Here is a 22,496-nt window from a genome sequence, read left to right on the forward strand (position 1 = left end):
ATAAAATTAATATTGTTTGCCCAGCAGCGCCGCACCAATGATGCCCGCGTCGTTGCCAAGCTTTGCCTGCAAAATCCGGGTGCAATTCTCCGGGTCGTGATTGAAAGTCTGCGGATAGGCCCGTTCCCGCACCGGTCCGAACAGCGTTTCGCCTTCTTTGCTGATGCCGCCGCCGATGACCACCGCCTGCGGCTGAAACAGGTTGATAATCCCCGAAACAGCGTAGGCAATATAGTCGATATACTGATCGACCACCGCTGTGCCCGCCGGGTCCCCGGCACGCATGGCGTCAAACGCGGTCCGGCCGTTCACCTTGTCAAGGCTGCCGCCCGCCAGCTCCCACATCTTCGATTTCGCGTTGAGCTGCATCGCATCACGCGTGATCCGGATAAGCGCCGTCACCGAGCAATAGCTTTCGATACAGCCGCGCCGCCCGCAGGTGCAGGGTACGCCGTCATAAACCATGCCGAGATGGCCGAGTTCCGCGCCTTTATAGTTAAAACCCGAATAGATCTTTCCACCGATGATAATGCCTCCGCCGACGCCGGTGCCCAGCGTGATCATGATGACCGATTCGAGCCCGCTGGCCGCGCCCGCCATCATTTCGCCATAAGCGGCGGCGTTCGCGTCATTTTCAATGTAGAGCGGCTTTTTTAGCCGCTCTGAAACGAGCTTTGCCAGCGGCGTATCGTGAAAGCCAAGGTTCGCCGCAAGCCCCACCACACCGGTTTCCGGATTTACCGTTCCGGGCGTCCCCACGCCGATCCATGTGACCTCGCGCATCGAAATCCCCGCGTTTTTCGCCGCTTCCAAGGTGGTGGCGGCCATATCGTCCGCAATCTCTTCGGCCGGATGGAACGCCTTGGTTTTTGTGTTCGCCTTCCCGATAATCCGATATTCCTCGTCAACGATCCCCACCGCGACATTTGTCCCACCGAGATCAATTCCCACATAATAGCCCATGGTATGCACCTCGCTCAGTTTAGTATATTACAGCCTTGCCTCCATCATACGAGCTGTCTGCCGGTTTTTTCCCGCGCCACCGAGAGAAACCGGTCATAATTTGCGTTCAGGATGAGCTCCTCTGGAAAATCGATCTCACAAAGCATCTCCTCCGCAGCTTTCGTTTCACCAATGTGGGTGAAGAAATGCGCGTCGGACGAACAGACCACCGGAACCCGGTATTTCTTGCAGAGCAGTGCAATTTCCCGGCAGTTTTCCGATGCCCCCGGCCTGCAATCAAAAGAGTGCGCATTGATTTCCACAATCTTTCCATATTTGGCGAACGCCTGAACGCCCGCTTCGTAATCAAAGCGGAACCGTTCGTCTCCGCAGTGCCCGATCACATCGACCAGCGGATTTTTTGCAACCGCGATCCATCCGGCGGTGTGATCCGCGATGGACGCGTGCGGGCAGGTGACGTCGTGGTAGGAAGCGATCACCCAGCCAAGTTTCTCCAGATGCGAAGGCTTCACATCAAGGCTGCCTTCGTAATCCAGGATGTTTGCTTCCGCTCCCTTCAAAACAATGATGCCATCTATTACGTCCGGCAACGTCTTCAGGTTTCCAAAGTAGAGCGGCTCAGGCGCGCCCGGCATGGCCGAGCCGTGCTCGGTCGAGCAGAGGAATCGAAGGCCTTTTTGTTTTGCCGCCTGCACATTTTCATAAAGGGTGCTGTAGGCGTGACTGCAGGCCACTGTGTGGCTGTGGGGTTCCGCAATGATTTCCATTGGCTGCCAAATTCCTTTCCTAAGATGACAAAATGTCATTAAAATGCGTTCCAGTCTGTATCTGTGATCTCGTCGGGCTCAACCATGCCGAGCTTTTCGAGCAGTTCCTGCGCGGCGTTGTATCCCATCCTTTTCTGACGGTTGTTCATCGCCGCGACTTCGATAATAATTGCCAGATTACGTCCCGGCTTCACCGGGATGGTGAGCGACGGCACCTCGATGCCAAGCATCTCGATATATTCGTCGTTCATACCCATACGGTCATAGACCTTCGTGGCATCCCAAAGCTCCAGCTGAACGACCATATTGATTTTCTCAGTCATTTTGACCGCGCCGATACCAAAGAGCCTCCGAGCGTTGATGATGCCCACCCCGCGCAGCTCCATAAAGTGGCGGATATTTTCCGGCGAGGACCCGACCAGCGTTTTGTTGGAGACTTTGCGGATTTCAACCGCGTCGTCCGCGATCAGCCGGTGGCCGCGCTTGACAAGCTCGATGGCCGTTTCACTCTTACCGACCCCGCTCTCACCGAGCAGCAGGATTCCTTCACCGTACACCTCGACCAGTACGCCGTGACGCGTAACACGCGGAGCGAGTTCAACGTTCAGCTCCGCGATGAGACCTGCCATGAACTGGCTGGTGCCATCCGCGGTGCGCAGAAGAGGGACCTTGTTGCTGGTCGCGGCGTTGATCATCCGTTTAGGGACCTCGATATTGCGGGTGATGACAACCGCGGACGGCTTCGTCTCAAAATAGGCATTTACACGCGCGGTTCGCTCCTCGTCGTTGAATCGGTCGAGGAATGCAAATTCACTTTTGCCGAGGATCTGGATGCGCTGACTGTCGAAATAATCAAAAAAGCCACTGAGCTGTAAACCCGGACGGTTCACCTCGGGTGTGGAGATTTCAATGGTGCTTACATCCTCGGGCATATATAAAACCTCAAGGTTGAAATCTTTGATCAGCTTTTGCAGGGGCACTATAAATTTTGTCGCCATTTTCGCATCTTTCCTCTCAGTTTAAGGTCACCAGGCCGTATTTTTCCGTATGCGCCCGCCCATATCGCACATTCAGGTCCGCCATCTGCCGCTGTGCAAATTGCCGTCAGCTGATGGTGCGGAGTAAGACCGTCGGCCATTGGTATAACAGGCCGCCCTGCGGCTATTATACCGTAAATAGAGCTTTCTTTCAAACACTATTTTTTTGCCGCGCCAGTCCCATGGGGATGGTTGCATTCTTGTCCTGGATGTATTATACTAATGTCCTGATGTTTTTATCTGGAAGGGGGATCTTTGTTTGTTAAGACGACTGCTGGCCTTTGCCACGGGCGCCATCCTGATGGTTTATGCGGCGCTTCCCGCGTTGGCAGCCGACACGACGCAAAAAACGTTCCCTGTTCCAGAACAAACCTGGGATTACCTCGACGCGAATCCGCCAAGCAGTTTCAGTGCCATTGCCTATTCGCTCGGACAGCGTCCACAGAAACAGCAGGTGCAGGAACAGGTCCATGCCTTGCTCGACGCGGGCATTGCTTCCGGGTTTTCTGCAGTGGATCTGGAACGCGGCATTCTTTCACTGGTTAAGCTCGGTCAGGATCCGCAGGACTATAAAAAAGTCAACCTCTTTTCAAGCCTGTACACCCATGAAAATCTCTATGCGGATGGGCTGGACGGTGCGCTTTTCGCACTGATGGCTTACGATGCGGTGGGGGAGAAAATCCCGGAGTCCGCGCGCAACGCTCCGTCCGGCGTGATCGATTATGTTGTTTCCTCCCAGACGCGTTCCGGAGGCTTTGCTTTGACAACCGGCCGTGATCCGGATGTGCTTATGACCGCAAAGGCCATTGCCGCGCTGGCCCCCTCGCGGGAACTTCCTTATGTCAGCGCGAGCGTAGAAAAGGCGATCGACTGGCTTTCCGCCCAGCAAAATGCAAATGCAACCTTCTCCGCGCAGAAAAAGCCAAACTGTGAAAATACCGCAAGTGTGCTGATTGCGCTGCGGGTCTGCGGCGTGCCGCTCGACGACCCGCGTTTTGTAAAAAACAACGCCGACCTGCTCGACGCACTCGCATTATTTGAAAATACCGACGGTGGTTACGAATCCTATTTTGGCGAAAGCTCCAATCCTGCCGCGACCGAGCTCGCAGTCATTGCACGGATTACCAGTCAAAACGGCATGGCGCCGTATCTGTCCCCTTCCGCATATCCTGGCTACGCAGAGCCGGAAGCGGAACAGCCCGATCCGTTTATCACCTATACCATCTTTTTCTTGAAATTTATCGGGATTCTTGCAATTCTTTATTTCATTGTTATCATAACCCCGAAACTCGCAAAAATGATTGATCGAAAACGGCAAAAATCCCAGATAGCTCCCGAAGACAGCCGGGATGCCGGCGGTGACACCGGAACCTTTGAAATCCACATCCCGATGAAAGCGCAGGTTCCGGACATTGACGAAATTATTAAGGATGAAGCGAAATCTCGCCAAGAAACGAATCGGCCAAAAAGCTCCGAAGAAAAACCCACCGGCGAATAGCCGGTGGGTTTTTTCAGTAGGTCATGAACGCCACGTTGGTGTCGCTCGCGTAGTTCATGAAATTATACAGAATAAGAACGTCATCGAAGCTGTTTTCCTCCATCAGTTCGCTCATCTTCTGCGGCAGCGAACGCAGGTCGATCACCCACACTTCGTCGTAGCTATAGGTCAAAAACGGCGCGAACGGATTGCCGTAACTGTCCTTGATAAGCAGAACCCGGGAGGTCTCGCCTTCCGCGTGGTTCAGGTTGTTTTCCGATTTGATCACTGTGAGGCCGTTATTGCCCCATAAGAATCCCGCGTGCTTGTCGCGCACCGTCCATTTCGACAGATCGTGCAGCGTAGACTTTTCTTCCCCGTCGATGGTGATGGAATCAAACGGAATATCATAAACCTCAATCGTATCCGGCACCGCTGAGAAGAGCTTGCATTTGCTGTAATAGCTGCCATAGAAACCATCCACATAATAAGCAAGCGGCTCAAGAGCCCCGAGTTCAACCGCCTGCAAACCGCGCGACTGTATAAACGCCCGGTAAGCATGGTAAGCGCCCAACGTGGTCCAATGGTGGTCTGTGCGATAATAAATCTGTGATTCGGTTCCCGGAAAACTCTGCGGGTTATTCTTTTTCGCTTCGGCAACGGCCCGCCGCATCACCGGCTCCAGGTCGAGCGTCTTGGCACGGCTGTCCAGCTCGCTGTAGACCTTGGCAATCACCGCCTGCTGATCGATGTTCTCAAGGCCCGCCGGCATGAGGTCGTCAAGAATTTCATACGAGTTTGGGATAATCGAAACGGTAATGGGGGTTTTCTCACCATACTGCCCGATAAATTTGTTGATGAAACCGGTGTTCAGTTCGATCCTGCGCTCGTCGGTGGTACGGTAGTATTCGAACATATGATGTTCTTTGCCATAGACAATTCCGTTATTCTCGATCTTGCCGAGCGCTGATTCACTCACCGACTTCAGCGTGATCCAGCCGTCGCGGCCAATAAACTGGTCATTGACGTATTTTTCATATTTGGGGGTGTATTCGTTGCGCCAGAGCTGTGCGAAACTGAACTTCGGGCGCTGCTCCAGATAGCGGTTTTCCATCTCGGAGAATTCCCGGCGGGAAACGAACATGTCCGCGATGCTTGTAATGATGAGGAAAGCCGCAAACAAAATAAGCAGCGGGTATTTTTTCAAAATCTGCATCTGCCTTCCTCCTTAAAAACGGAAATACAAGAATGGGTTGTAGGACGAATCGACGAGATATGCCGTCGAAAGCAGGAACACCAGAGCCAGAAACGGGATGGCAAACCACTTGGTGATTCTCGGGCATTTGTCCCGGATCTTATTGAGCACCGGCATCGAAAAGACGATCCCAAGGACGAGAATCACCGCGTAGTTACGCAGGTAAAAGATCCAGTCGCTGCCCGGCACAAACGAAAAAAGCCGTCCTACGAAAACGCCAAGCCTGCCCATGTCAGTGATCGCAAAAAGCACCCATCCCATCACCACCGCAAACAGCAGATAGACATGGGAAAAAAGCCGGTGCCTGTCCAGAAACGGTTTCAGCCAAAGCCGCTCCAGCGAAATCAGCACAAAGAAGTAAAGCCCCCAAAGGACAAAGTTCCAGCTCGCGCCATGCCAGAGCCCGGTCGCAAACCAGACGACAAACAGGTTGAAGTAGGAACGCAGCGGCTTTACCCGGCTACCGCCCAGCGGGAAATAGAGATATTCCCGGAACCACCCGGACAGGGTCATGTGCCAGCGCCGCCAGAACTCGGTGATGCTGCGGGAGATGTACGGGTAGTTGAAGTTCTGCGGGAAGGTAAATCCCAGCGCCTTGCCCATTCCGATCGCCATGAGCGAATAGCCGGAAAAATCGAAGTAGATCTGCAGGGTGAACGCGATGATCCCCAGCCACGCGAGCGGCGTTGAAACCGCCGTGAAGCCAAGTGTTTCGACCTCGGTCCAGAGCGAGCCGATCGCGTTGGCCAGAAGCACCTTGCTCCCCAGGCCCAGGATGAACAGCGCGATGCCGTCCTGCACCATTTTGGGGGTGATCGTACGATCCTTAAGCTCGGCGCTGATGTCCGAAAACTTCACGATCGGGCCCGCGATCAGCTGCGGGAACAACACCACAAAGGTGCCGAAATTAATGATGTTGTGTTCGGTTTCAATTTTACCGAAGTAGACGTCGATCGTATAGGTCATGATCTGGAAGGTATAGAAGCTGATACCAAGCGGAAGCGTCAGGCCGAGATACGGGATCGACAGCCCGAAGATCCCGTTCAGATTTTGCAGCAGAAAATTGGTGTACTTAAAAAATGCCAGAAATCCCAGGCTGAACACAAGCGAAACAACCAGAATTGATCTGCAGAGTTTCTTTCTTTCCCGGAAGCGCTCGATCCCCAGCCCCGCCAGGTAGTTCACCAGGATCACCGAAAGCATAATCGGAAAATACCGCACCTCGCCCCAGGAATAAAACACCAGGCTTGCAATCAGCAAGGTGAGGTTCTTCAGGCGTTTCGGGGTGAGGTAGTATGCCAAAAATGCCACCGGCAGAAACCGGAACAGAAAAAGGATGCTGCTGAATACCACAGAACCCGCTCCTTCGTCGAAAATAAAAATGTACTGAATAAATCCATGGGGCCTGTGCGGCAAGGTCGCCGCGCAGCCGCCATGAAATTATTATCCAGTACACTTTACCAAATACAGCCCTTTTTTACAAGTGCAAATTTATGAACGGACTTTTAGGCAAACGCTTCGTTGATGATTTTGACCGCGTTTTCCATCTCCGCGTCAAATTTCTCCACATCGCTGCCCAGAATCAACAGGAATACATAGTCGCCCTTCTCGATCACCTGACCCTTTTGCGCCTTTTCGCTCTGGTCGGGCAGGTACTGCGCGAACGAATTGCGCACATCCTCCAGGCGTTTGGTCAACCCGTCGACAACCGTTTGTTTTTTGTCAGGTTTCGCCTTGATTGCAACGACATTGTCCGCGCTGGTCATGGTCATTGCCATCTTGCCATAGTATTCCTCACAGTCGGCCGCCGTATCAATGTAGAACAGATCCTTATAGATACCGTCGTCGATATCGCTGGGCATCTGCATGCCAATCTCATCCACAATCTTATCCACAACCGTCTGTACGCTTTCGCCGTCCTTCATCTGGGCCGAACCATCGCCCGATGAGGAAGTATCCTTCCCACAGCCCGCGAAAAGCCCCAAGCACAGGATTGCCGCCAAAAACAATGTTACAGATTTTTTCATTTTCGAATCTCCTTGCAGTATTTTGCCCAAATTTCCCGGGCGCTATTATTCAGTGTGCCCAATATTTGCTTTTACTTCAAGGAATATAAAAAATTTACAAAAATTATACCAAACTCATCCCTCGAATACTTTTCCCAGGAAATCCGCTGTCCGGCGATCCTTTGGATGGCTGAAGAGCTCGTCCGGCGTTCCGGATTCCGCAATCTCTCCGTCGCACATAAAGAGCACCTTGTTCGCGACATCCCGCGCGAACGACATCTCATGGGTCACGACAATCATCGTGACATGCTCCTGTGCCAGCTGCCGCATGACGTTGAGCACTTCGCCGGTCAGCTGCGGATCGAGCGCCGAGGTCGGCTCGTCGAACAGCAGGATGTCGGGATTCAGCATCATCGCGCGTGCGATCGCGACCCGCTGCTTCTGCCCGCCCGAAAGGGTTCCCGGCATCGTATCAATCTTGTCCGCGAGTCCAACTTTTTCGAGCAGAGACTGCGCGCGCGTGTCGGCCTGCGCCTGTGTCGCGCCTTTCACCACCACAAACGGCATGGTCAGGTTTTTGCGCACCGAAAGATGCGGGAACAGGTTGAAACTTTGGAAAACCATCCCCATCTTTGCTGTAATGGTTTTCACCTTTTCAGGGGTGGCGTAGGCTCCATCCCGGATCAGGTCCTCCCCTTCCACCGTGACCGTCCCTCCATCCATCTTTTCAAGATTGATGATACAGCGCAGCATGGTACTTTTGCCCGCGCCTGACGGACCGATGACAGCGATGACATCACCCTTATTGACAGTGAAGCTCACATCGGTGAGGACCTTTACATTTTCAAAGCCTTTTTTCAAATTTTCCACACGGATCAATTCCATCTGCACGCCCTCCTCAATAATCAAGCTTTTTCTCGAGCCAGTTAAAGAACAGCTGGAGAACGGTGTTTAGGAGCAGATAGATCAAGAACGCAATCACATATGGGAACACGTTTCCGGTGCGGGTCACGGCCGCTTTGGCGTAGTAGAGAATCTCCAGCACCGAGATTGAAAAGACCAGCGCCGTGTCCTTGATGAGCGTGATTGATTCGTTGGTGATCGAGGGCAGCGCCACGCGGAACATCTGCGGCAGGATCACGCGCACCGTTGTCTGCACACGGCTGAGGCCCAGTACCTGCGAAGCCTCATATTGCCCCTTGTCCACCGCGAGCAGACCTCCGCGAAAGATCTCCGCAAAATAGGCCGCGTAGTTGAGCGAGAAGCCGAGCAGCGCGCAGACCATTGCCGAATTGAGCACCATCTTGAAAAAGTCCGAAACGAACGGCAAACCATAATAGATGAAAAAAAGCTGGAGCATGAGCGGCGTACCGCGCATGACATAGATGTAAGCGTTCACCACCCACCGCAGCGGCGCAAACCTGCACCGCGACGCCAGAGTCAGCAAAAACCCCAGCGGCATCGAGGCGATCATCACCACGAAGAACAGGGTCAAAACCGTCCCAAGTCCCTGCAGCAGCGCCTGCGTTACAACAACAATTTCGCTCCAAGCCATAAAAGCACGCTCCTAATTTTTTGTTTCCTGTATTGTCCATTGTCCGCGGGTTCTTTTATGGTGCTAATAAAATACCGCTTTAAATCGATTGGCCCCATAAAACAACCCGCACTCCCACCTGAAAAACAGGCGGGAGTGCAGTTTTGATTGTGTGAAATGCAGAAGAGTTTTCTTATTCAATGATAATCATATCATCGCGGCCGAACCACTCGTTCGAGATCTCCGCGATCTTGCCCTCTTCTTTGAGCTCCTTGAGGGCGCCCCAGACAGCATCTTTCAGCGCGGTGTTGCCCTTCTTGAAAGCAATGCCGTACTCTTCGGAGGACATCTTATCCTCCAGCACAACCATCGGCTTTGCATTCATGGTGATGTAGTAGTTCGCAACGATCGAGTCCATGACAATCGCGTCGCAGCGGCCAATTTCCAGGTCGGTCATCGCATCAACATAGTTGCCGTATTCCTTGGCAACGCCATCTTTAATCGAAGCGTAGATCTCATCGCCCTGCAGCGCCTCAAGCCCGGAGGAATCCTTCTGCGCAGCGACGGTCTTGCCAGCGAGATCGGCTTTGGCCTTGATTTCGGAATCTTGCATCACAACGATGACCTGCTCGTTGTCCATATAGGCTGGGCTCATCTCGTACGCTTCCAGACGTTCGTCGGTGATCGTCAGACCGTTCCAGATGCAGTTGATCTTGTCAGAGGAAAGCTCCATGTCCTTCGCATCCCAATCGATCGGTTTTGCCTCAAAGCCGATACCGAGCTTTTCGCAAACCGCCTTGGCCAGATCGATATCCACACCGATGACATTGTTGTTCTGATCCATAAATCCCATTGGGGGGAAAGAGGCGTCCAGACCAACCACCAGTGTTTCCGGCAGGGTTGTATCGGCGGCGGACGCTGCTTCCGAGGAAGCGGGTTCGCTGGCAGGCTCAGAAGCAGGTTCCGCAGCGGAAGAAGCCGGCGCCGCGCTCGAAGCAGGGGCCGCACTGTTGCCGCCACAGGCCGCAACGGAAACGCACATCATAATCGCTAAAACAGCAGCAAATAATTTTTTCATTCTCATTCTCCCATAATTTCAGTGTTTTGCGGAAGAGTAACCGCTTTGTACATTTTACACTTTATTATGGTAAATTGCTACCTTTGTAATTTGCTATTATCCTGCATTTCCCGGGACTTTCTCATTTTTTCTTGTAAATCCTTCGATTTCCTCACGTTCTTACACAAATTTTACCGTTTGGGATCTTCCCTAAAAGATTGTATCAGCCGCACCGCGTCCTCAATATATTCGTTCAGGGATTTTTCCCCCGCGCCCGCCACCGACGCATGGCACCTGCTCACCGGTACCAGGATCTTATGCGCGTCGCTCTCACCGACCGCACGGGCCATCGCAGGCGAAATCTCCCCATACATGGCGTTTGCGATCATGATGCCGAGCGGCCCTGCGATCAGATCCTCTTCCCGCGCTTTCGCACAGCAGTGCACAACCGCATTCTCCCCGGTCGCGCCAGCGTCCGCACCCGCTTTGCGCATTGCGGCGGCAGCCGCTGAGTTCGTCCCCAGCGCGACAATCTGCGCGCCAAATTTTTCACCGCGCAGACGTTCAATCAGGCTGCGGCCGATTCCGCCCCCCTGTCCGTCTATCACATAAACTGTCATCTAAAATCCCCCCTGAGGCTTACTTCCCCGGTGCTGACCGTCTTTATTCCATCCGCCGTGCGCACAATCAGGCGCGCGTCCTCGTCAATGTCCAATACCGTCGCCTGCTCGGCATGTTCCCCCTGGATCATCCGCACTTCCCGGCCGATCACACAGGACCGTTCCCGATATTCCTTCATAAATTCCCGGGAAGCAAGCTGCCCATACACCGCTTCGAGATGGTTCAGCACAGAGGCAATCAAACGGTTCCTGTCGATTGACCGCCCTGTTCCCGCCGAGAGCGAAGTCGCTACATCCGCAACCTCGGGCGGAAAAGCGCTGGAGGTGACGTTCACCCCGATGCCGACCACCAGATATGCAAGCCCGCCTTCCGGCCGCAGCGCTGATTCCGCCAGAATGCCGCAAAGCTTTTTTCCGTCGAGGTAAAGGTCGTTGACCCATTTGATCCGTACCTGCACCCCGGAAACCTCCTCAATGGCGCGCGCGGTTGCCACTGCCGCCGCAGAGGTGATCAAAATCGACTGTTCCACCGAAACTTCCGGACGCAGGATCGCCGTCAGGTAGATCCCGCTTCCGGCCGGGGAATAAAAACGCCGGCCAAGTCGGCCTTTTCCCGCGGTCTGCCGGCGTGCGATCACCGCCGCGCCGTGCGGCGCGCCGTTTTTTGCAAGCAGCTTTGCCGCATTGTTCGTCGAATCGATTTCATCGTATAGAACCAGTTCCCTACCGAACGAACCAGTCAGATATTTTTGGATTTCCTGTTCGGTGATTTCTCCCATCGTTCTCCCCACTCCTTTTTCAAAAGCGCCGCGCATATCCACAGCGCCTGCAAAGCGGCTCTATGGCAGTGCGCGCCGAAAAGCCCTCATATATCCCGCGCGCACGTGGTTTTTGCAGAATTTCCGCAAGCGGTTCGTCCAAAATATTTCCCAATGCAAGCGAGCCCTCCGCATCCATGCAGCACGGCACCACCGTTCCATCCGCCAGAATTCCAATGTGGTCACGCAGGCCTAAACAGAATACCTCTCTGCCGCCCGGCGCGGCTTCCCCATCCGGCCAGTCGAATACCGGCGCAAACTCCAGATAGACACCCTCCTGCAAGCGCAGGCTCTCACTGCCGCGGCGGCAGCGCTCTGTTTCGGTCCCAAATCGATCCTTCACCATCCGCACGACTGTTTCATTGAGGGCGTTTGCACCGGTCCTGTCCGAAGCGTCCTGATTCCACAGACGCAGCTCACAGATGACCCCGCGTTCCTTCGCCCGGTCCACAAACGCAAAAATATCCGCCAGATAGTCTTCCAAACGCCGGTCGTACCTGTTCGCTTCATAACTGTGCAACGAAAATCCCACCTTGCGCAGGGCCGGCGCCAAAAGCAGGCTATCGCCCGCTTTTGCAATCCATGTGCCGTTGGTCGTAAGATTTACCCGCAATCCCACTCTTTCCGCCATGTCCAAAAACTGTATGAGCTGCGGATGCAGCAGCGGCTCCCCCATCAGATGCAGGTAGATGTAATCTGTATAGGGCCGTACCTGCCCCAGCGCCCGCGCAAAGACCTCCGGCCGCATAAAACATGGTTCCCGGCGGGTACCGGGGCAGAATGAGCAGTTCAGATTACAGACGTTGGTGATCTCAATGTACACTTTGCGAAACGGCTTTTGCATCTTCTCTCCTTTATAGAAGGAACTTTTCAATGATCTCCGCAACCGCATCTTCGCGGTTGGTGGCGCGGGTTACATAATCTGCCTGTGCCTTCAGGTCGTCCGGCGCGTTCTGCACCGCGACGCCGACCGCCGCGCCAATGATCATTTCAAGATCGTTATAATAGTTTCCGGCGGCGATGATCTCGTGTGGAGAAATTTCCTCACGCTCAGCCACACGCTGTACGCCCTGCCATTTATTAACCCCGGCAGGCATGATATCGACCATGTTCTTCGCCGTCGCGACACAGCAGAGATTCAGCTTCTCCGCTCTGATAAACCGTTCCAGCACACGCCAATCTCCATTTGCGACGAAACCGTCCACCGCCTTGAGCGGGACATCCTGGAACGCGCGGTAGAGGACCGCCCGGTTCTGGTAGCGGACTTCCTGCTCACGCACCTGATCGGTAAAAAAGTTGACACCCCAATAGTTTTCATCCATAATATGTAAAACAATCCGCTCACGATTACAAAAATCAACCAGTTTTTCCAAGTCGGCAGGGTCGACCAGCGTCGTATAGAGAAGTTCTTCCCCAGGCATTTTGAGTGCGGTTCCGCCGTTGCTGAGCACGATATAATCACAGAGATCCGCAACATGGCCAATCTGGCGCAGGCTCTTTCGCCCGGTAACAAAGCAGACGACCGTCCCATTTTCCCGTGTTTTTACAAGGCAGCCACGATTTCTTTCCGAAAGCACGGTATGTTCTCCAAAAGTCGTTCCATCCAGATCCAATGCCAAAAGCTTCGACACGCGGCCGTCCCCTTTCCTTATTAAATAAGCTCCGCGGCAATTAAGAAATATTATAGCATACGGGGAAAAACGGGTCAATTTGGACTTTTGGGACCAATCGACAAATTCTGAAAATTATTGTATCATATTTGAAGACAAAGAAGCGATCCGTTCGTTTCAATAAACGTAAGGCTGTTGAGGTGGTGAGCGCAAGACTAGATGACAAACGAAAAATTCAAAGAACTGGTGGAAGAGAACGAGCGTCTTGTGTTTACCATCTGTTATCAGCTGGTACGCGACTATCACGAGGCGCAGAATCTCGCACAGGACACTTTTGTTTCCGCTTTTGCGCACATTGACAACGTGAAGGAACAAAACCTGCGCGCATGGCTTGCGCGTATCGCCACCAACAAAGCGAAGGATTATCTGAAAAGCGCTTACAACCGGCGCGTCAGCCTCAGCGAAGATATGAGCGAAATTGATATGCTCCGTTCGGAAAGCTCACCCGAACGACTATACATATCTGACGAGGGCGAAGGCGCCATCCGGCAGACCATCCTGAACCTCAAGGAGCCTTACCACAAAGTCGCCGTCTTGTTTTTCCTCAAGGAACAGACGGTGGACGAAATCTCCGAACAGCTCGACCGCCCCAAGAAAACTGTGCAGACCCAGCTTTACCGAGCCCGGCAGATGCTTCAAAAAATATTAAAGGAGGAAACGCAGATATGAAGGATCTCTTTCTGGAAGACGGACATCTGAGCGACTATGCTTTCAGCTGCCTGGTCCACGATGAACCGCTTGATGAATTACAGCGTCTGGAAGTTGCCGAACATCTTTCGTTCTGCGATCAGTGCGTAGCCAAATATGCCGACCTGCTCGCGGACGATGCCCTGCTCGTTTCCTCCCCGGAACCGCTTGCCCCCGGCGTCATGCAGCGCCTGCGGCAGCGCGCGCGTAAAATCTTCATCAACAAGTATTCGACAGCAGTGGTGGCCGCTTCGTTCGCCATTGTCTTCTGGAATATCGGCGTATTCAATATTGACGTCGACGGAAACAGCAAGTTCCTTAACCAGATGACCGACCACTCCTACAGCATCAGCGAAAAGGCCTTTGAGGTTTCTGACAATATTTCCAAAGCATTTCATGAATTTGTAAACAACATATCTTTCGAGAGGGGTATCAACAAAGATGAGAAAAAGTAGCTTTTTAACCTTTTGCTTCGCCTTTATCCCCGGCGCAGGCGAAATGTATCTGGGGATGATGAACAAGGGCCTGGCAATTATGGGAACCTTCTGGGGGCTGATCTGTATCGCCGGCTTTTTTCAGCTCAGCTTTCTGTTTTTCTTTTTACCGGTGATTTGGTGCTATTCTTTTTTTGACACCTTCAATATCAAATGGCTCTCGCTCGAACAGCGCGAAACCGCCGACCGCGTGTTTGCACAGCGGGTCCGGGCCTCTCTGTTTGGGGATGGCATTGCCGTCCAAACCGGAAAAATGAAAGCCATTATTGAAAAACGCCACCTGCTGGTTGGCTGGGGACTGGTCCTTTTGGGAATCTATCTGGTGCTGAACAATTTCTTTCTGCCAATTTTTGAAACCATTTTCGAATATATCGGCATTGAGAATATCTGGATCCTGCACTACCTGACCCGCAACATTCCCAGCACCGTCGTATCGGTCGCGGTCATCTTGTTGGGCGTGCATCTGGTGCGCGGCAAAAAGAAGCTTCCCGTGGAGGCTGAAGCTGATTTCGTAGAGTATAAAGGAGAAAACCATGAATAACGAAAATTTTGATCCCAACCAGGAAGCGGCCGCGCCGCAGACGCCGGAAGACCCGGCCCAGACCCCTCCCACGCCGCAGGACTCTTATTCCTATCCGCCGCTTCCACGCACGCGCCGTATCGGCACCCTCACGATGGGATTTGCGCTCATCGTGACCGGAATCATTGCCCTGGTTGCGACTTTTTATCCCGCCTTCGATATTTTTACAGTTCTGAAGCTGTCTCCAATCATCTTTGTTTTCCTCGGCCTTGAAATCCTCATCGGATATTTCCGCCATAAGGGAGAAAAGCTTAAATATGACTTCCTCAGTGGTTTTGTCTGCTTTGTGCTCATCTGCGGCGGAGTTGTGCTGTCCCTGATTCCCACCTTCTGGGACTACTTCGGGCCCGACACCTGGCGCGTACGTGATCAGGTGAGCGATCTGATCGAGGATGACCTTTACGAACGGCTACAGACGAACGGAAATATCCGTTCACTCTACGTAAATATTGAACTTCCCTATTATGAACGGATTAACTACAAAGAGGATCCTGCTGCACTCACCGATAAAACAAACGCCTATATATCCATTTCACTGGCAGGATCCTTCAGCAACGAAAAGGACTTCGCCCGCGAATGCCGCAGCATCCTGGACAAGATCCCGGATACCGCTTACCGTATCCGGCAGATTAACTTCAACGACCGCGGCAATCACGGCGAAACATACTCCCTCGACCTGCACGACAAGTTCCAGCTGAACCTCAAAACTTCTGCTCTGGCCGAACTGGTCGAGGTACGCACCTATGATGAATATGATGAAGAGGAATACAGCGACGAGGAATACGAAGATATGGAACCGCAATCCGATGCCTCCATCCCGGAAACCACCGAATCTTCCAGTGGCGTATCCTCGGAAGCACCCGTCGCCGCGGCGACAGAAGCTTCCCCCGAAGGAATGGACGCTCCAGACAATTCCCTGGCCGCATAACATCATTTTTCCCAATCTCTCCAAAACGAAACCGGCAGGAGTTTTCCCTGCCGGTTTCGTTTCGCAAAAAGATTTTTTCAGGTGATGATCTCACAGCTGGCCGGCGGCGGTGACAGCCTGTTCCGGATGGCATTTGCCAACGGCATCACCGGCACACAGAGCAAAAACCAGAGGATTGCATATAACGGGCATACCTGCCCCATCAGGTTTCCCTGTTCCTTTGAATAATCCCAGACCTGCAGGCCGAACAGCTTATTGACGATGCAGCCCGCGAGAAACTCCACCGAAGTGAGCACCGCACAGCCAGCGGCGCAGCGGCTGAGCAATGTTTTCCCGGCCATGCGCAGATTGGTCAGATAGAGCAGCAGAAAACCAATTCCTCCGGTGACGGCCATCGTCCAGTGGGTAAACCCACGCCAGACAATTTCGATCAGGCTGTAGCCCATCGAACCGACCGTACAGACCGCCGCATATTCTTTCAATTTGGTCATCTTCCATTCACCCCCCGCATTATCCTTTGCGGGGCAGAGCGGAATATGCCTTTTTAAAGCGATTCCGAAATCTCCCAAAGGGCTTCCGCAGCACGCACGCCGCTGTCGGCGCGCACCACCAGCTCGATCGTATCACCCTTGTGTACACCGAGGGATAAAATTCCCAGCAGGCTGTCCGCACGGCAGGTGCGGTTTTCTTCCGGTTTTCCAATGAGGATAACGCCGCCCAGTTCATGAACCTTGCTGTGAAAACGCTGGGCATTGCGTCCATAAAGGTCGTACGGCGAACGGATCAGATAAGCGGTCGTCTTTATATTTTCATTGATCAAATGTGGATACTTCCTTTCGCAATCTTTTTTTCTGTCCTTTTTTATTTAGTCTGCGCCTCATATAAAGGAAATAATCAGCCTTTGCATTTCAGTATTCACGCGGTTTTTCATACTTTTATAGTCTCATTTATTGCAATTGGGTCTCTTTGTGCGTAAAATGGATACGGTAACAGATTTTATCAGGAGGGATTTCATAATGCAGTATCAGATCGAGGGAACCCCGCTGCCGGTTGTTATCTGCAACCTGCAGGCCAATGAACAGATGATCACCGAACGCGGAAGCATGAGTTGGATGAGCCCGAATATGAAGATGGAAACCATCTCGGGCGGCGGCGTGGGCAAGGCGCTCGGCCGGATGTTCGCGGGCGAGGCGCTTTTCCAGAACCGCTACACCGCACAGGGCGGGCCGGGAATGATCGCCTTCGCTTCAAGCTTTCCGGGCTCGATCCGCGCCCTCTCCATCCTGCCTGACCGCCCAATGATCGTCCAGAAAAGCGCTTTCCTTGCGAGCGAAACCACTGTGGAGCTCTCAGTTTTTTTCCAGAAAAAGCTCGGCGCAGGCTTTTTTGGCGGTGAAGGATTCATCATGCAGAAACTTTCCGGCAGCGGTACCGCCTTTGTCGAAATTGATGGTCATGCCATCGAGTATAACCTTGCGGCGGGCGAGCAGATAATCGTCGACACCGGCTATCTCGCGGCGATGGACGCCTCCTGCGGCATCGAGATTGTCTCGGTCCCCGGTGTAAAGAATATGCTTTTCGGGGGAGAAGGCATTTTCAACACAGTGGTCAAGGGTCCCGGGCAGGTCATCCTGCAGACCATGCCGATCAGTGCCGTCGCCGGCACGCTGCGCCCCTTCTTCCCCGCCTCCAAATAGGATTTACGCCTATAACGATAAAAGGGGCCCCGCAATTGCGGGGCCCCTTTTATCGTTATTTACACCAAACCCAAAAGTCTTGCGGCCGTTGCGACAAGCAGACAAACCAACAGCCCTATCACCGTCGGGACCGCAAAGGACACCAGCGTCCACTTGAGGCTCTGCGTCTCCTTCTTGATCGTCAGGCAGGTGGTGGAACAAGGCCAGTGCATCAGAGAAAACAACATCGTATTCACCGCCGTCAACCAGGTCCATCCATTGTCCAGGAGCAGGCTTTTCAATTGAGCGAGATCATCCAGCTCCAGAATTGCCCCAGTCGAAAGGTACGCCATAATGATGATCGGGACAACAATTTCATTTGCCGGGAAGCCCAGGATGAAGGCCATCAGGATCACCCCGTCCAGCCCGAACAGCGATGCAAACGGATCCAGGAACCCAGAGCAGAGCGACAGCAGGCTCGCTCCATCCACTGTGACGTTCGCCAGAATCCAGATCACCATCCCCGCCGGCGCCGCCACCACCACCGCGCGGCCCAATACGAACAGCGTCCGGTCAAAAATCGAGCGGACGATCACTTTACCGATCTGCGGCGTGCGGTAAGGCGGAAGCTCAAGAGTGAAGGAGGACGGAACCCCCTTCAGGATTGTTTTGGAAAGCAACGCGGAGACTGCAAAGGTCATCAGTACGCCCAGGACGATCACGCCGGTCAGCAGAACGGTCGACGCGACGGATGCAAATGTCCCCGTGCTCCCACCGATAAAGAACATCGTGATGATTGCAATCAGCGTTGGGAATGCCACTCCCGGGAAACAGAAACTTTTTGCTTTGTAATTTCACCCGCTCCGCGCAGCGGATCCCCATAGAGGTAAATGTGCAGATCCATCCCATCCCAAACGAGCTTCTCCACAAACAGACGGACGAAATCCCGCTTCTCGTGAATGGTCATCTGTGCAAAGCAGTCCGGAAAATTGGCAAGCGCGGCGGAAAGTTCCGCAAGAGACGGTTTCCCTGAATTTTGCGCGGCCTCCAGCCTTTTTTTCTCTTCCTCCATCCTGTCTAGTTCCGCATTCAGCTGCTCCATCCGCGCGCTGACCCGCCGTACGAGCGGCTCGCTTGCCCCTGCCGAAACCAGTGCCGCAACCAGGCTGTCCATCTCACGGCAGGTTTTTTCAATTAATGCGTCCAAAAACTGCACAGGAGCCTCCGAATCTCCATTTTGGAACTTTCTTTGCAGGTCGTCCAGCAGATCCAAAATTCCGGTATCCCCGTGTGCAAATCCGAGCAGATAATCGCAAACCAGACCGTCCGCCTGTTGCCCGCCAAGATTCTGGCATCTGCACAAGTTTCCAGATCGCAACTTGCTGCCACAGATGTAATCGAACAGCAGGTCACTGTTGCTGCGTTTTTTGGCAAACATGCGGGAACCGCACTTGGCACAAAAAATCTGTCCCGAGAGCAGAGAATAGCCGTTAAAGCTCTGCGGCGGCTTTTGAGGGTTGTGCTCGGCTTTTTCCTTCAGAAGCCGCTGCACCTTCACCCAGTCGGCACCGCACACGATCCCGCGGTGCCTTCCGACTGCAATGATCCATTGGGATTTATCCAACCGGGAAACGGTTTTACGGCTGTAACTGCGTTTGTTATAGGAAAGCAGCCCTCGCGTTTTGGAACATTCCGTTTCCGGGAAACAGACATCCGAGCCGCTGCTGATAAAATAATCCCGTGCGTCCCGATCCGCAATGCAGTAGACCGGGTTTCGCAGGATGTCTTTGATCCCCGGAACCGAATAGGGGGCTAAACTTCGATTCCTGATCCCTTTTTGGATCAGGAACTTTGACACCCCGGTCAATGAACGCAGCTCCAGATATTTTTGGAACATGAGCCTGACCACCCCGATTTCGGCTGGATTCGGTTTAAGTTTGCAGGAGGTCTTGACTTTCCCTTCCAAAACCGCTTCCCCAACCCGCTCGGACAGAAATCCGGTCGGCGGCGTACCGCCCAGCCAGCGTCCCGACCGCGCCAGAAGCATCATGTTGTCCCGTACCCGTTCGGCAATGGTTTCCCGCTCCAGCTGGGCAAACACACTGGCAACATACATCATCGCCTTGCCCATTGGCGTTGCCGTATCAAATTGTTCCTTGATACAGACCAAACCGATCCCGCGGGCGATCAAATCCTCCACAAGCGGTGCGAAATCTCCAACGCTGCGGCTGATACGGTCAAGCCGATAACAGACAATATAGTTAAACTTCTGCTTTTTGGAATCAGCCAGCAGCTTTTGGAACTGCGGCCGGTCAAGGTTCTTCCCCGAAAAGCCTTCGTCCTCATAGATAAAAACTTCCGCCTCTTTCCCGCCTTCGATTCGGCTTTCGATATACTGGCGGCACATCTCCACCTGGTTTTCGATCGATTCACCCTTGCCGGTCCAGACCGATTTTCGGCTATAGACGGCAATCCGCACAGACATCACCCCCTATCGAAAATGGTACCATGCAAACGGGCGGAAAGTAAGGGAAATCCTGTCGCACCAATTCGGAACCCTTTCTTTAAAAAGTTCTGCATACGCGCCTGTCCTTGCGCATGGGACAAAATCCGCTTCGCATAGGTTTAGGCAAGGAGGCGGTGGGATGAAGAAAAATCAAATCCGGCAGCTTTGCGTCCACATTCTCCCCTCGCCGGACGGCGGGACGGTCGCAGATCGTTTGAACCGTTTCCATGCGCAGGCGGTTGCACGGCAGCTTGACCGGAGCGGCTTTCCTGCGCATGTACAGGCACAGCTGCTCTCTGAAATAAGAAAGCGGCTTTCTGAAAGCCCGGAATAAGAAGCCCCCCGCCAATCTGGCGGGGGGCTTCTTATTCCGTCTGTTTCATCTATTTCATCCTGTCACCTCTCCCGAAGTTTCGACAAAAATCTCTGCAGGGCAATCAAATCCTCCGGACCAAGCTTTTCCACCTGCCCAATCGTATCCTGCCGAAGCTGCTCGAGATTTTTGGCATCCTGCGCGCAGCCATGCAAAATCCAGTCGGGATCATAGCCGAATTCCGTCCCGATCACCCGGGCAAGAGCCGGAGAGATATTCTTGTTCAGGTTATTTTTGCGACCGCCCCCGGTGATTACATACACGTAGGTTTCCCCTACGCCGATACGCTGGGCGAACTCCCGTTTGGTGATCTTCTGCTCAGCAATAATTTGATTCAGCCGGTCAGCTAAGGTGTTCATCATGCTCTTCCTCCTCCCGTTTCTGCTGACAATGCATAAACCGGATATAGCTCAATAGCTCCTTGCGGGAGCCGACTTCCAGCTTTCCATAAATATTTCCATTGTGGTATTTTACGGTATTCATCGAAAGATGCAGCTCGGCGGCGATATCTTTCGCGCGGTATTCCCGCACATACAGGTCAAATACCCGGCGCTCAGCAGGCGACAGCGTCTCGAGGCATTTTAAGAACCGCTGGTATTGTTCCGGGTCAAGGTCGGGCGGCTTTAAATTCTCCCGCTCTGTCCCGACAGAGGCCGGCGTCTTTCCGGTTTTTGCCTCAGCCAGCGCGGCGCTGACCGCCTCGTCCTGCGCCGCCAAAAATTCCAGCAGGTCGTTAATCTCCTGATACTGCGTTTTGGGAAGGGCGGCATAACCGCTTCCATTTTTGATCCCTTCAAGCGTTTTGAGCACCGGCAAGATATACCTGCGGCTGACAAAAGCCGCCGCCAGCAGACTCAACAGACAAAGAACCCCGATCCCCAACTGCAAGCCAAGTATCCCTTTCCGAGCCGCCGCCTGCATATCCTCGCGGGGAGCCATCACCGCCGCCGCCCAGATATCCTCCTGATAGGGGGAACCCGCCGGATAGAGCCGCACCGTCCGCTGGACGCCGCTGTAATCTCCCTGTTCCCCAGACCGGTAGCGATTGAACGGAGCATCTTCTTCGCTGATTACGGCGATATTTCCGCCCAGCGCACTGTTCAGATAACTGTTTCCCGCCAACAGCCCTCCATCCATGTGAAGGCCGCTTTCCTTTACAGGGGCCAAAACCGAAAACACCCGGGCATAGACGGAGTTGTCCGGACTGTAGGACTGTTTGAACAGCATACTGGATACCTCAAAGCCGCAGATGCCCAAAACCGTCCCATCACTGGTAATCAGCGGAACCGACAGAAGCATCCCGGCTTCGCTGTTTCCGGAAAGCAAACGTCTGGGACTCCAGTAATAAAGGCGGGACAGCGGCAATTCCGAACGCTTACGGCTGGTTTCAACCGCGAGGCTGAAGAAATCCGTTTCCGAGCCGGTAAACTCCATCTGCCATTGCCCCAACAGCTCAATACTGTTCTCACGGGCAATGTTTGCGGGGCCGCGCAGGCAGTGTAATTTGGAACCCATAGTGCCGACTGTATTGGGCTCGGTGCGTTTTAGAAAGAGACCGGCGCGCTGCCGCATATGAGCCTGCGGTATGACGCTCGCATCCAGAATCAGAAAGGCGCCGCCGCATTTGTTATTCTGCAGGGCAGAAAGAAGATCCGGCATCTGGAGGGACAGGAGTTCTTCCAATAGCTCCGGATGATCCGCCAGGCCCGAAGGCGCGACCCGTGCTTCTTTCAGATAGCTCTCCATGCTTTTGGAAATTTTTTCAGAAAGGTTCACGCCATGGACCGAAAGATTTCCATAATCATTGGAAATGTCCTGGGAAAGATGCTCCAATTCATTTTCAAACCACGCCTGGCTTTTATGGATGCCGATATGAAAAACGCCAGCGATATTCAAGATCAGCAGGAATGCAAGCACCAGCGCAACCACAAAAAAAGCAAAAAACACAAACAGGCGCAGGTAAAGGGTAGTTCCTCTCTCCCCTTTTGCTTTGATCTTTTTCCATAGGGCAAGCGCATCCTGAACCATCCTTCCACCTCCTTTGCCGG

General features: G+C 53.4%; 25 protein-coding genes and 1 pseudogene. 7 read left to right on the top strand and 19 right to left on the bottom strand.

The window, feature by feature from the left end; all coding sequences use genetic code 11:
- Positions 1-6: 6 nt before the first annotated feature.
- From DWV16_RS02925 to hprK, 3 genes are read right to left on the bottom strand one after another with little or no spacing between them, the layout of a single operon-like run.
- A complete protein-coding gene (locus DWV16_RS02925) occupies positions 7-963 on the bottom strand; it encodes an ROK family protein (RefSeq protein ID WP_118477828.1) in 957 nt (318 codons plus the stop codon).
- A gap of 44 nt (positions 964-1,007) precedes the next feature.
- Positions 1,008-1,730, bottom strand: a complete 723-nt coding sequence (locus DWV16_RS02930) for a phosphatase (protein ID WP_066459377.1) — start codon at positions 1,728-1,730, stop codon at positions 1,008-1,010.
- Between the two features lie 38 nt (positions 1,731-1,768).
- Positions 1,769-2,728 carry an HPr(Ser) kinase/phosphatase gene (gene hprK, locus DWV16_RS02935; RefSeq protein ID WP_066459375.1) on the bottom strand — a complete coding sequence of 320 codons (960 nt, stop codon included), beginning with the start codon at positions 2,726-2,728 and terminating at the stop codon, positions 1,769-1,771.
- 298 nt (positions 2,729-3,026) lie between these two features.
- Here hprK and DWV16_RS02940 point away from each other — a divergent pair, with 298 nt between their 5' ends.
- On the top strand, positions 3,027-4,265 hold the full coding sequence (locus DWV16_RS02940) for a prenyltransferase/squalene oxidase repeat-containing protein (protein ID WP_118477742.1): 1,239 nt from the start codon (positions 3,027-3,029) through the stop codon (positions 4,263-4,265).
- Positions 4,266-4,278: 13 nt separating this feature from the next.
- On the opposite strand, the gene DWV16_RS02945 is transcribed toward DWV16_RS02940, so the two are convergent.
- From DWV16_RS02945 to DWV16_RS02990, 10 genes are all read right to left on the bottom strand, one after another.
- Complete coding sequence (locus DWV16_RS02945) at positions 4,279-5,460, bottom strand: DHHW family protein (protein WP_079988285.1); 1,182 nt, start codon at positions 5,458-5,460, stop codon at positions 4,279-4,281.
- Between the two features lie 12 nt (positions 5,461-5,472).
- A complete protein-coding gene (locus DWV16_RS02950) occupies positions 5,473-6,852 on the bottom strand; it encodes an MBOAT family protein (RefSeq protein WP_118477743.1) in 1,380 nt (459 codons plus the stop codon).
- 152 nt (positions 6,853-7,004) lie between these two features.
- Positions 7,005-7,526, bottom strand: coding sequence for a DUF4358 domain-containing protein (locus DWV16_RS02955; protein ID WP_066459365.1), 522 nt, complete (start codon positions 7,524-7,526; stop codon positions 7,005-7,007).
- Positions 7,527-7,640: 114 nt separating this feature from the next.
- Positions 7,641-8,390 (bottom strand): amino acid ABC transporter ATP-binding protein, encoded by a 750-nt coding sequence (locus DWV16_RS02960; RefSeq protein WP_066459361.1) that lies wholly within the window; start codon positions 8,388-8,390, stop codon positions 7,641-7,643.
- A gap of 13 nt (positions 8,391-8,403) precedes the next feature.
- Positions 8,404-9,060 carry an amino acid ABC transporter permease gene (locus DWV16_RS02965; RefSeq protein ID WP_066459359.1) on the bottom strand — a complete coding sequence of 219 codons (657 nt, stop codon included), beginning with the start codon at positions 9,058-9,060 and terminating at the stop codon, positions 8,404-8,406.
- Positions 9,061-9,232: 172 nt separating this feature from the next.
- Positions 9,233-10,117, bottom strand: coding sequence for an amino acid ABC transporter substrate-binding protein (locus DWV16_RS02970; protein WP_066459357.1), 885 nt, complete (start codon positions 10,115-10,117; stop codon positions 9,233-9,235).
- Positions 10,118-10,287: 170 nt separating this feature from the next.
- Positions 10,288-10,716 (bottom strand): DUF3842 family protein, encoded by a 429-nt coding sequence (locus DWV16_RS02975; RefSeq protein WP_066459352.1) that lies wholly within the window; start codon positions 10,714-10,716, stop codon positions 10,288-10,290.
- The gene (locus DWV16_RS02980) at positions 10,713-11,495 is read right to left on the bottom strand and encodes a biotin--[acetyl-CoA-carboxylase] ligase (RefSeq protein WP_158572760.1); all 783 of its coding nucleotides are present in this window, start codon (positions 11,493-11,495) and stop codon (positions 10,713-10,715) included. The genes DWV16_RS02975 and DWV16_RS02980 overlap by 4 nt, the downstream gene beginning before the upstream one ends.
- Before the next feature lie 19 nt (positions 11,496-11,514).
- Positions 11,515-12,378: a radical SAM/SPASM domain-containing protein gene (locus DWV16_RS02985; protein WP_118477744.1), complete on the bottom strand. Its 864-nt coding sequence runs from the start codon at positions 12,376-12,378 to the stop codon at positions 11,515-11,517.
- 10 nt (positions 12,379-12,388) lie between these two features.
- A complete protein-coding gene (locus tag DWV16_RS02990; protein WP_158572761.1) occupies positions 12,389-13,165 on the bottom strand; it encodes an HAD family hydrolase in 777 nt (258 codons plus the stop codon).
- 198 nt (positions 13,166-13,363) lie between these two features.
- On the opposite strand from DWV16_RS02990, the gene DWV16_RS02995 reads away from it, so the two are divergent.
- From DWV16_RS02995 to DWV16_RS03010, 4 genes are read left to right on the top strand one after another with little or no spacing between them, the layout of a single operon-like run.
- Entirely contained in the window at positions 13,364-13,873 is a 510-nt protein-coding gene (locus DWV16_RS02995; RefSeq protein WP_066459343.1) for an RNA polymerase sigma factor, read from the top strand.
- Positions 13,870-14,346: a hypothetical protein gene (locus DWV16_RS03000; RefSeq protein WP_066459341.1), complete on the top strand. Its 477-nt coding sequence runs from the start codon at positions 13,870-13,872 to the stop codon at positions 14,344-14,346. Before DWV16_RS02995 ends, DWV16_RS03000 begins: the two co-directional genes overlap by 4 nt.
- Positions 14,333-14,926 carry a hypothetical protein gene (locus tag DWV16_RS03005; RefSeq protein WP_066459339.1) on the top strand — a complete coding sequence of 198 codons (594 nt, stop codon included), beginning with the start codon at positions 14,333-14,335 and terminating at the stop codon, positions 14,924-14,926. The genes DWV16_RS03000 and DWV16_RS03005 overlap by 14 nt, the downstream gene beginning before the upstream one ends.
- A complete protein-coding gene (locus DWV16_RS03010; protein ID WP_118477746.1) occupies positions 14,919-15,893 on the top strand; it encodes a hypothetical protein in 975 nt (324 codons plus the stop codon). The genes DWV16_RS03005 and DWV16_RS03010 overlap by 8 nt, the downstream gene beginning before the upstream one ends.
- A 77-nt stretch (positions 15,894-15,970) precedes the next feature.
- Here DWV16_RS03010 and DWV16_RS03015 read toward each other — a convergent pair whose 3' ends face one another.
- Together DWV16_RS03015 and DWV16_RS03020 are read right to left on the bottom strand one after the other, a co-directional pair.
- A complete protein-coding gene (locus tag DWV16_RS03015; protein WP_066459335.1) occupies positions 15,971-16,384 on the bottom strand; it encodes a hypothetical protein in 414 nt (137 codons plus the stop codon).
- 53 nt (positions 16,385-16,437) lie between these two features.
- Positions 16,438-16,713, bottom strand: a complete 276-nt coding sequence (locus DWV16_RS03020) for an HPr family phosphocarrier protein (protein ID WP_158572762.1) — start codon at positions 16,711-16,713, stop codon at positions 16,438-16,440.
- A gap of 196 nt (positions 16,714-16,909) precedes the next feature.
- On the opposite strand from DWV16_RS03020, the gene DWV16_RS03025 reads away from it, so the two are divergent.
- Entirely contained in the window at positions 16,910-17,590 is a 681-nt protein-coding gene (locus DWV16_RS03025) for a TIGR00266 family protein (protein ID WP_118477748.1), read from the top strand.
- Positions 17,591-17,649: 59 nt separating this feature from the next.
- On the opposite strand, the pseudogene DWV16_RS03030 reads toward DWV16_RS03025, so the two are convergent.
- Positions 17,650-18,384 (bottom strand): annotated as a pseudogene (locus tag DWV16_RS03030) (nucleoside recognition domain-containing protein); the annotation flags it as partial.
- Positions 18,372-20,054 carry a recombinase family protein gene (locus DWV16_RS03035; RefSeq protein ID WP_370218703.1) on the bottom strand — a complete coding sequence of 561 codons (1,683 nt, stop codon included), beginning with the start codon at positions 20,052-20,054 and terminating at the stop codon, positions 18,372-18,374. The gene DWV16_RS03035 and the pseudogene DWV16_RS03030, both read right to left, overlap by 13 nt.
- 160 nt (positions 20,055-20,214) lie before the next feature.
- Here DWV16_RS03035 and DWV16_RS03040 point away from each other — a divergent pair, with 160 nt between their 5' ends.
- Complete coding sequence (locus DWV16_RS03040) at positions 20,215-20,409, top strand: hypothetical protein (protein ID WP_066459326.1); 195 nt, start codon at positions 20,215-20,217, stop codon at positions 20,407-20,409.
- A gap of 62 nt (positions 20,410-20,471) precedes the next feature.
- Here the strand turns inward: DWV16_RS03040 and DWV16_RS03045 are convergent, their stop codons facing one another.
- Positions 20,472-20,810, bottom strand: coding sequence for a helix-turn-helix transcriptional regulator (locus DWV16_RS03045; RefSeq protein ID WP_118477750.1), 339 nt, complete (start codon positions 20,808-20,810; stop codon positions 20,472-20,474).
- Entirely contained in the window at positions 20,791-22,476 is a 1,686-nt protein-coding gene (locus DWV16_RS03050) for a response regulator transcription factor (protein ID WP_118477751.1), read from the bottom strand. Before DWV16_RS03050 ends, DWV16_RS03045 begins: the two co-directional genes overlap by 20 nt.
- Between the last annotated feature and the right edge of the window lie 20 nt (positions 22,477-22,496).

The organism is Anaerotruncus sp. AF02-27 (genome assembly GCF_003465835.1).
Lineage (GTDB): Bacteria > Bacillota > Clostridia > Oscillospirales > Ruminococcaceae > Anaerotruncus > Anaerotruncus rubiinfantis.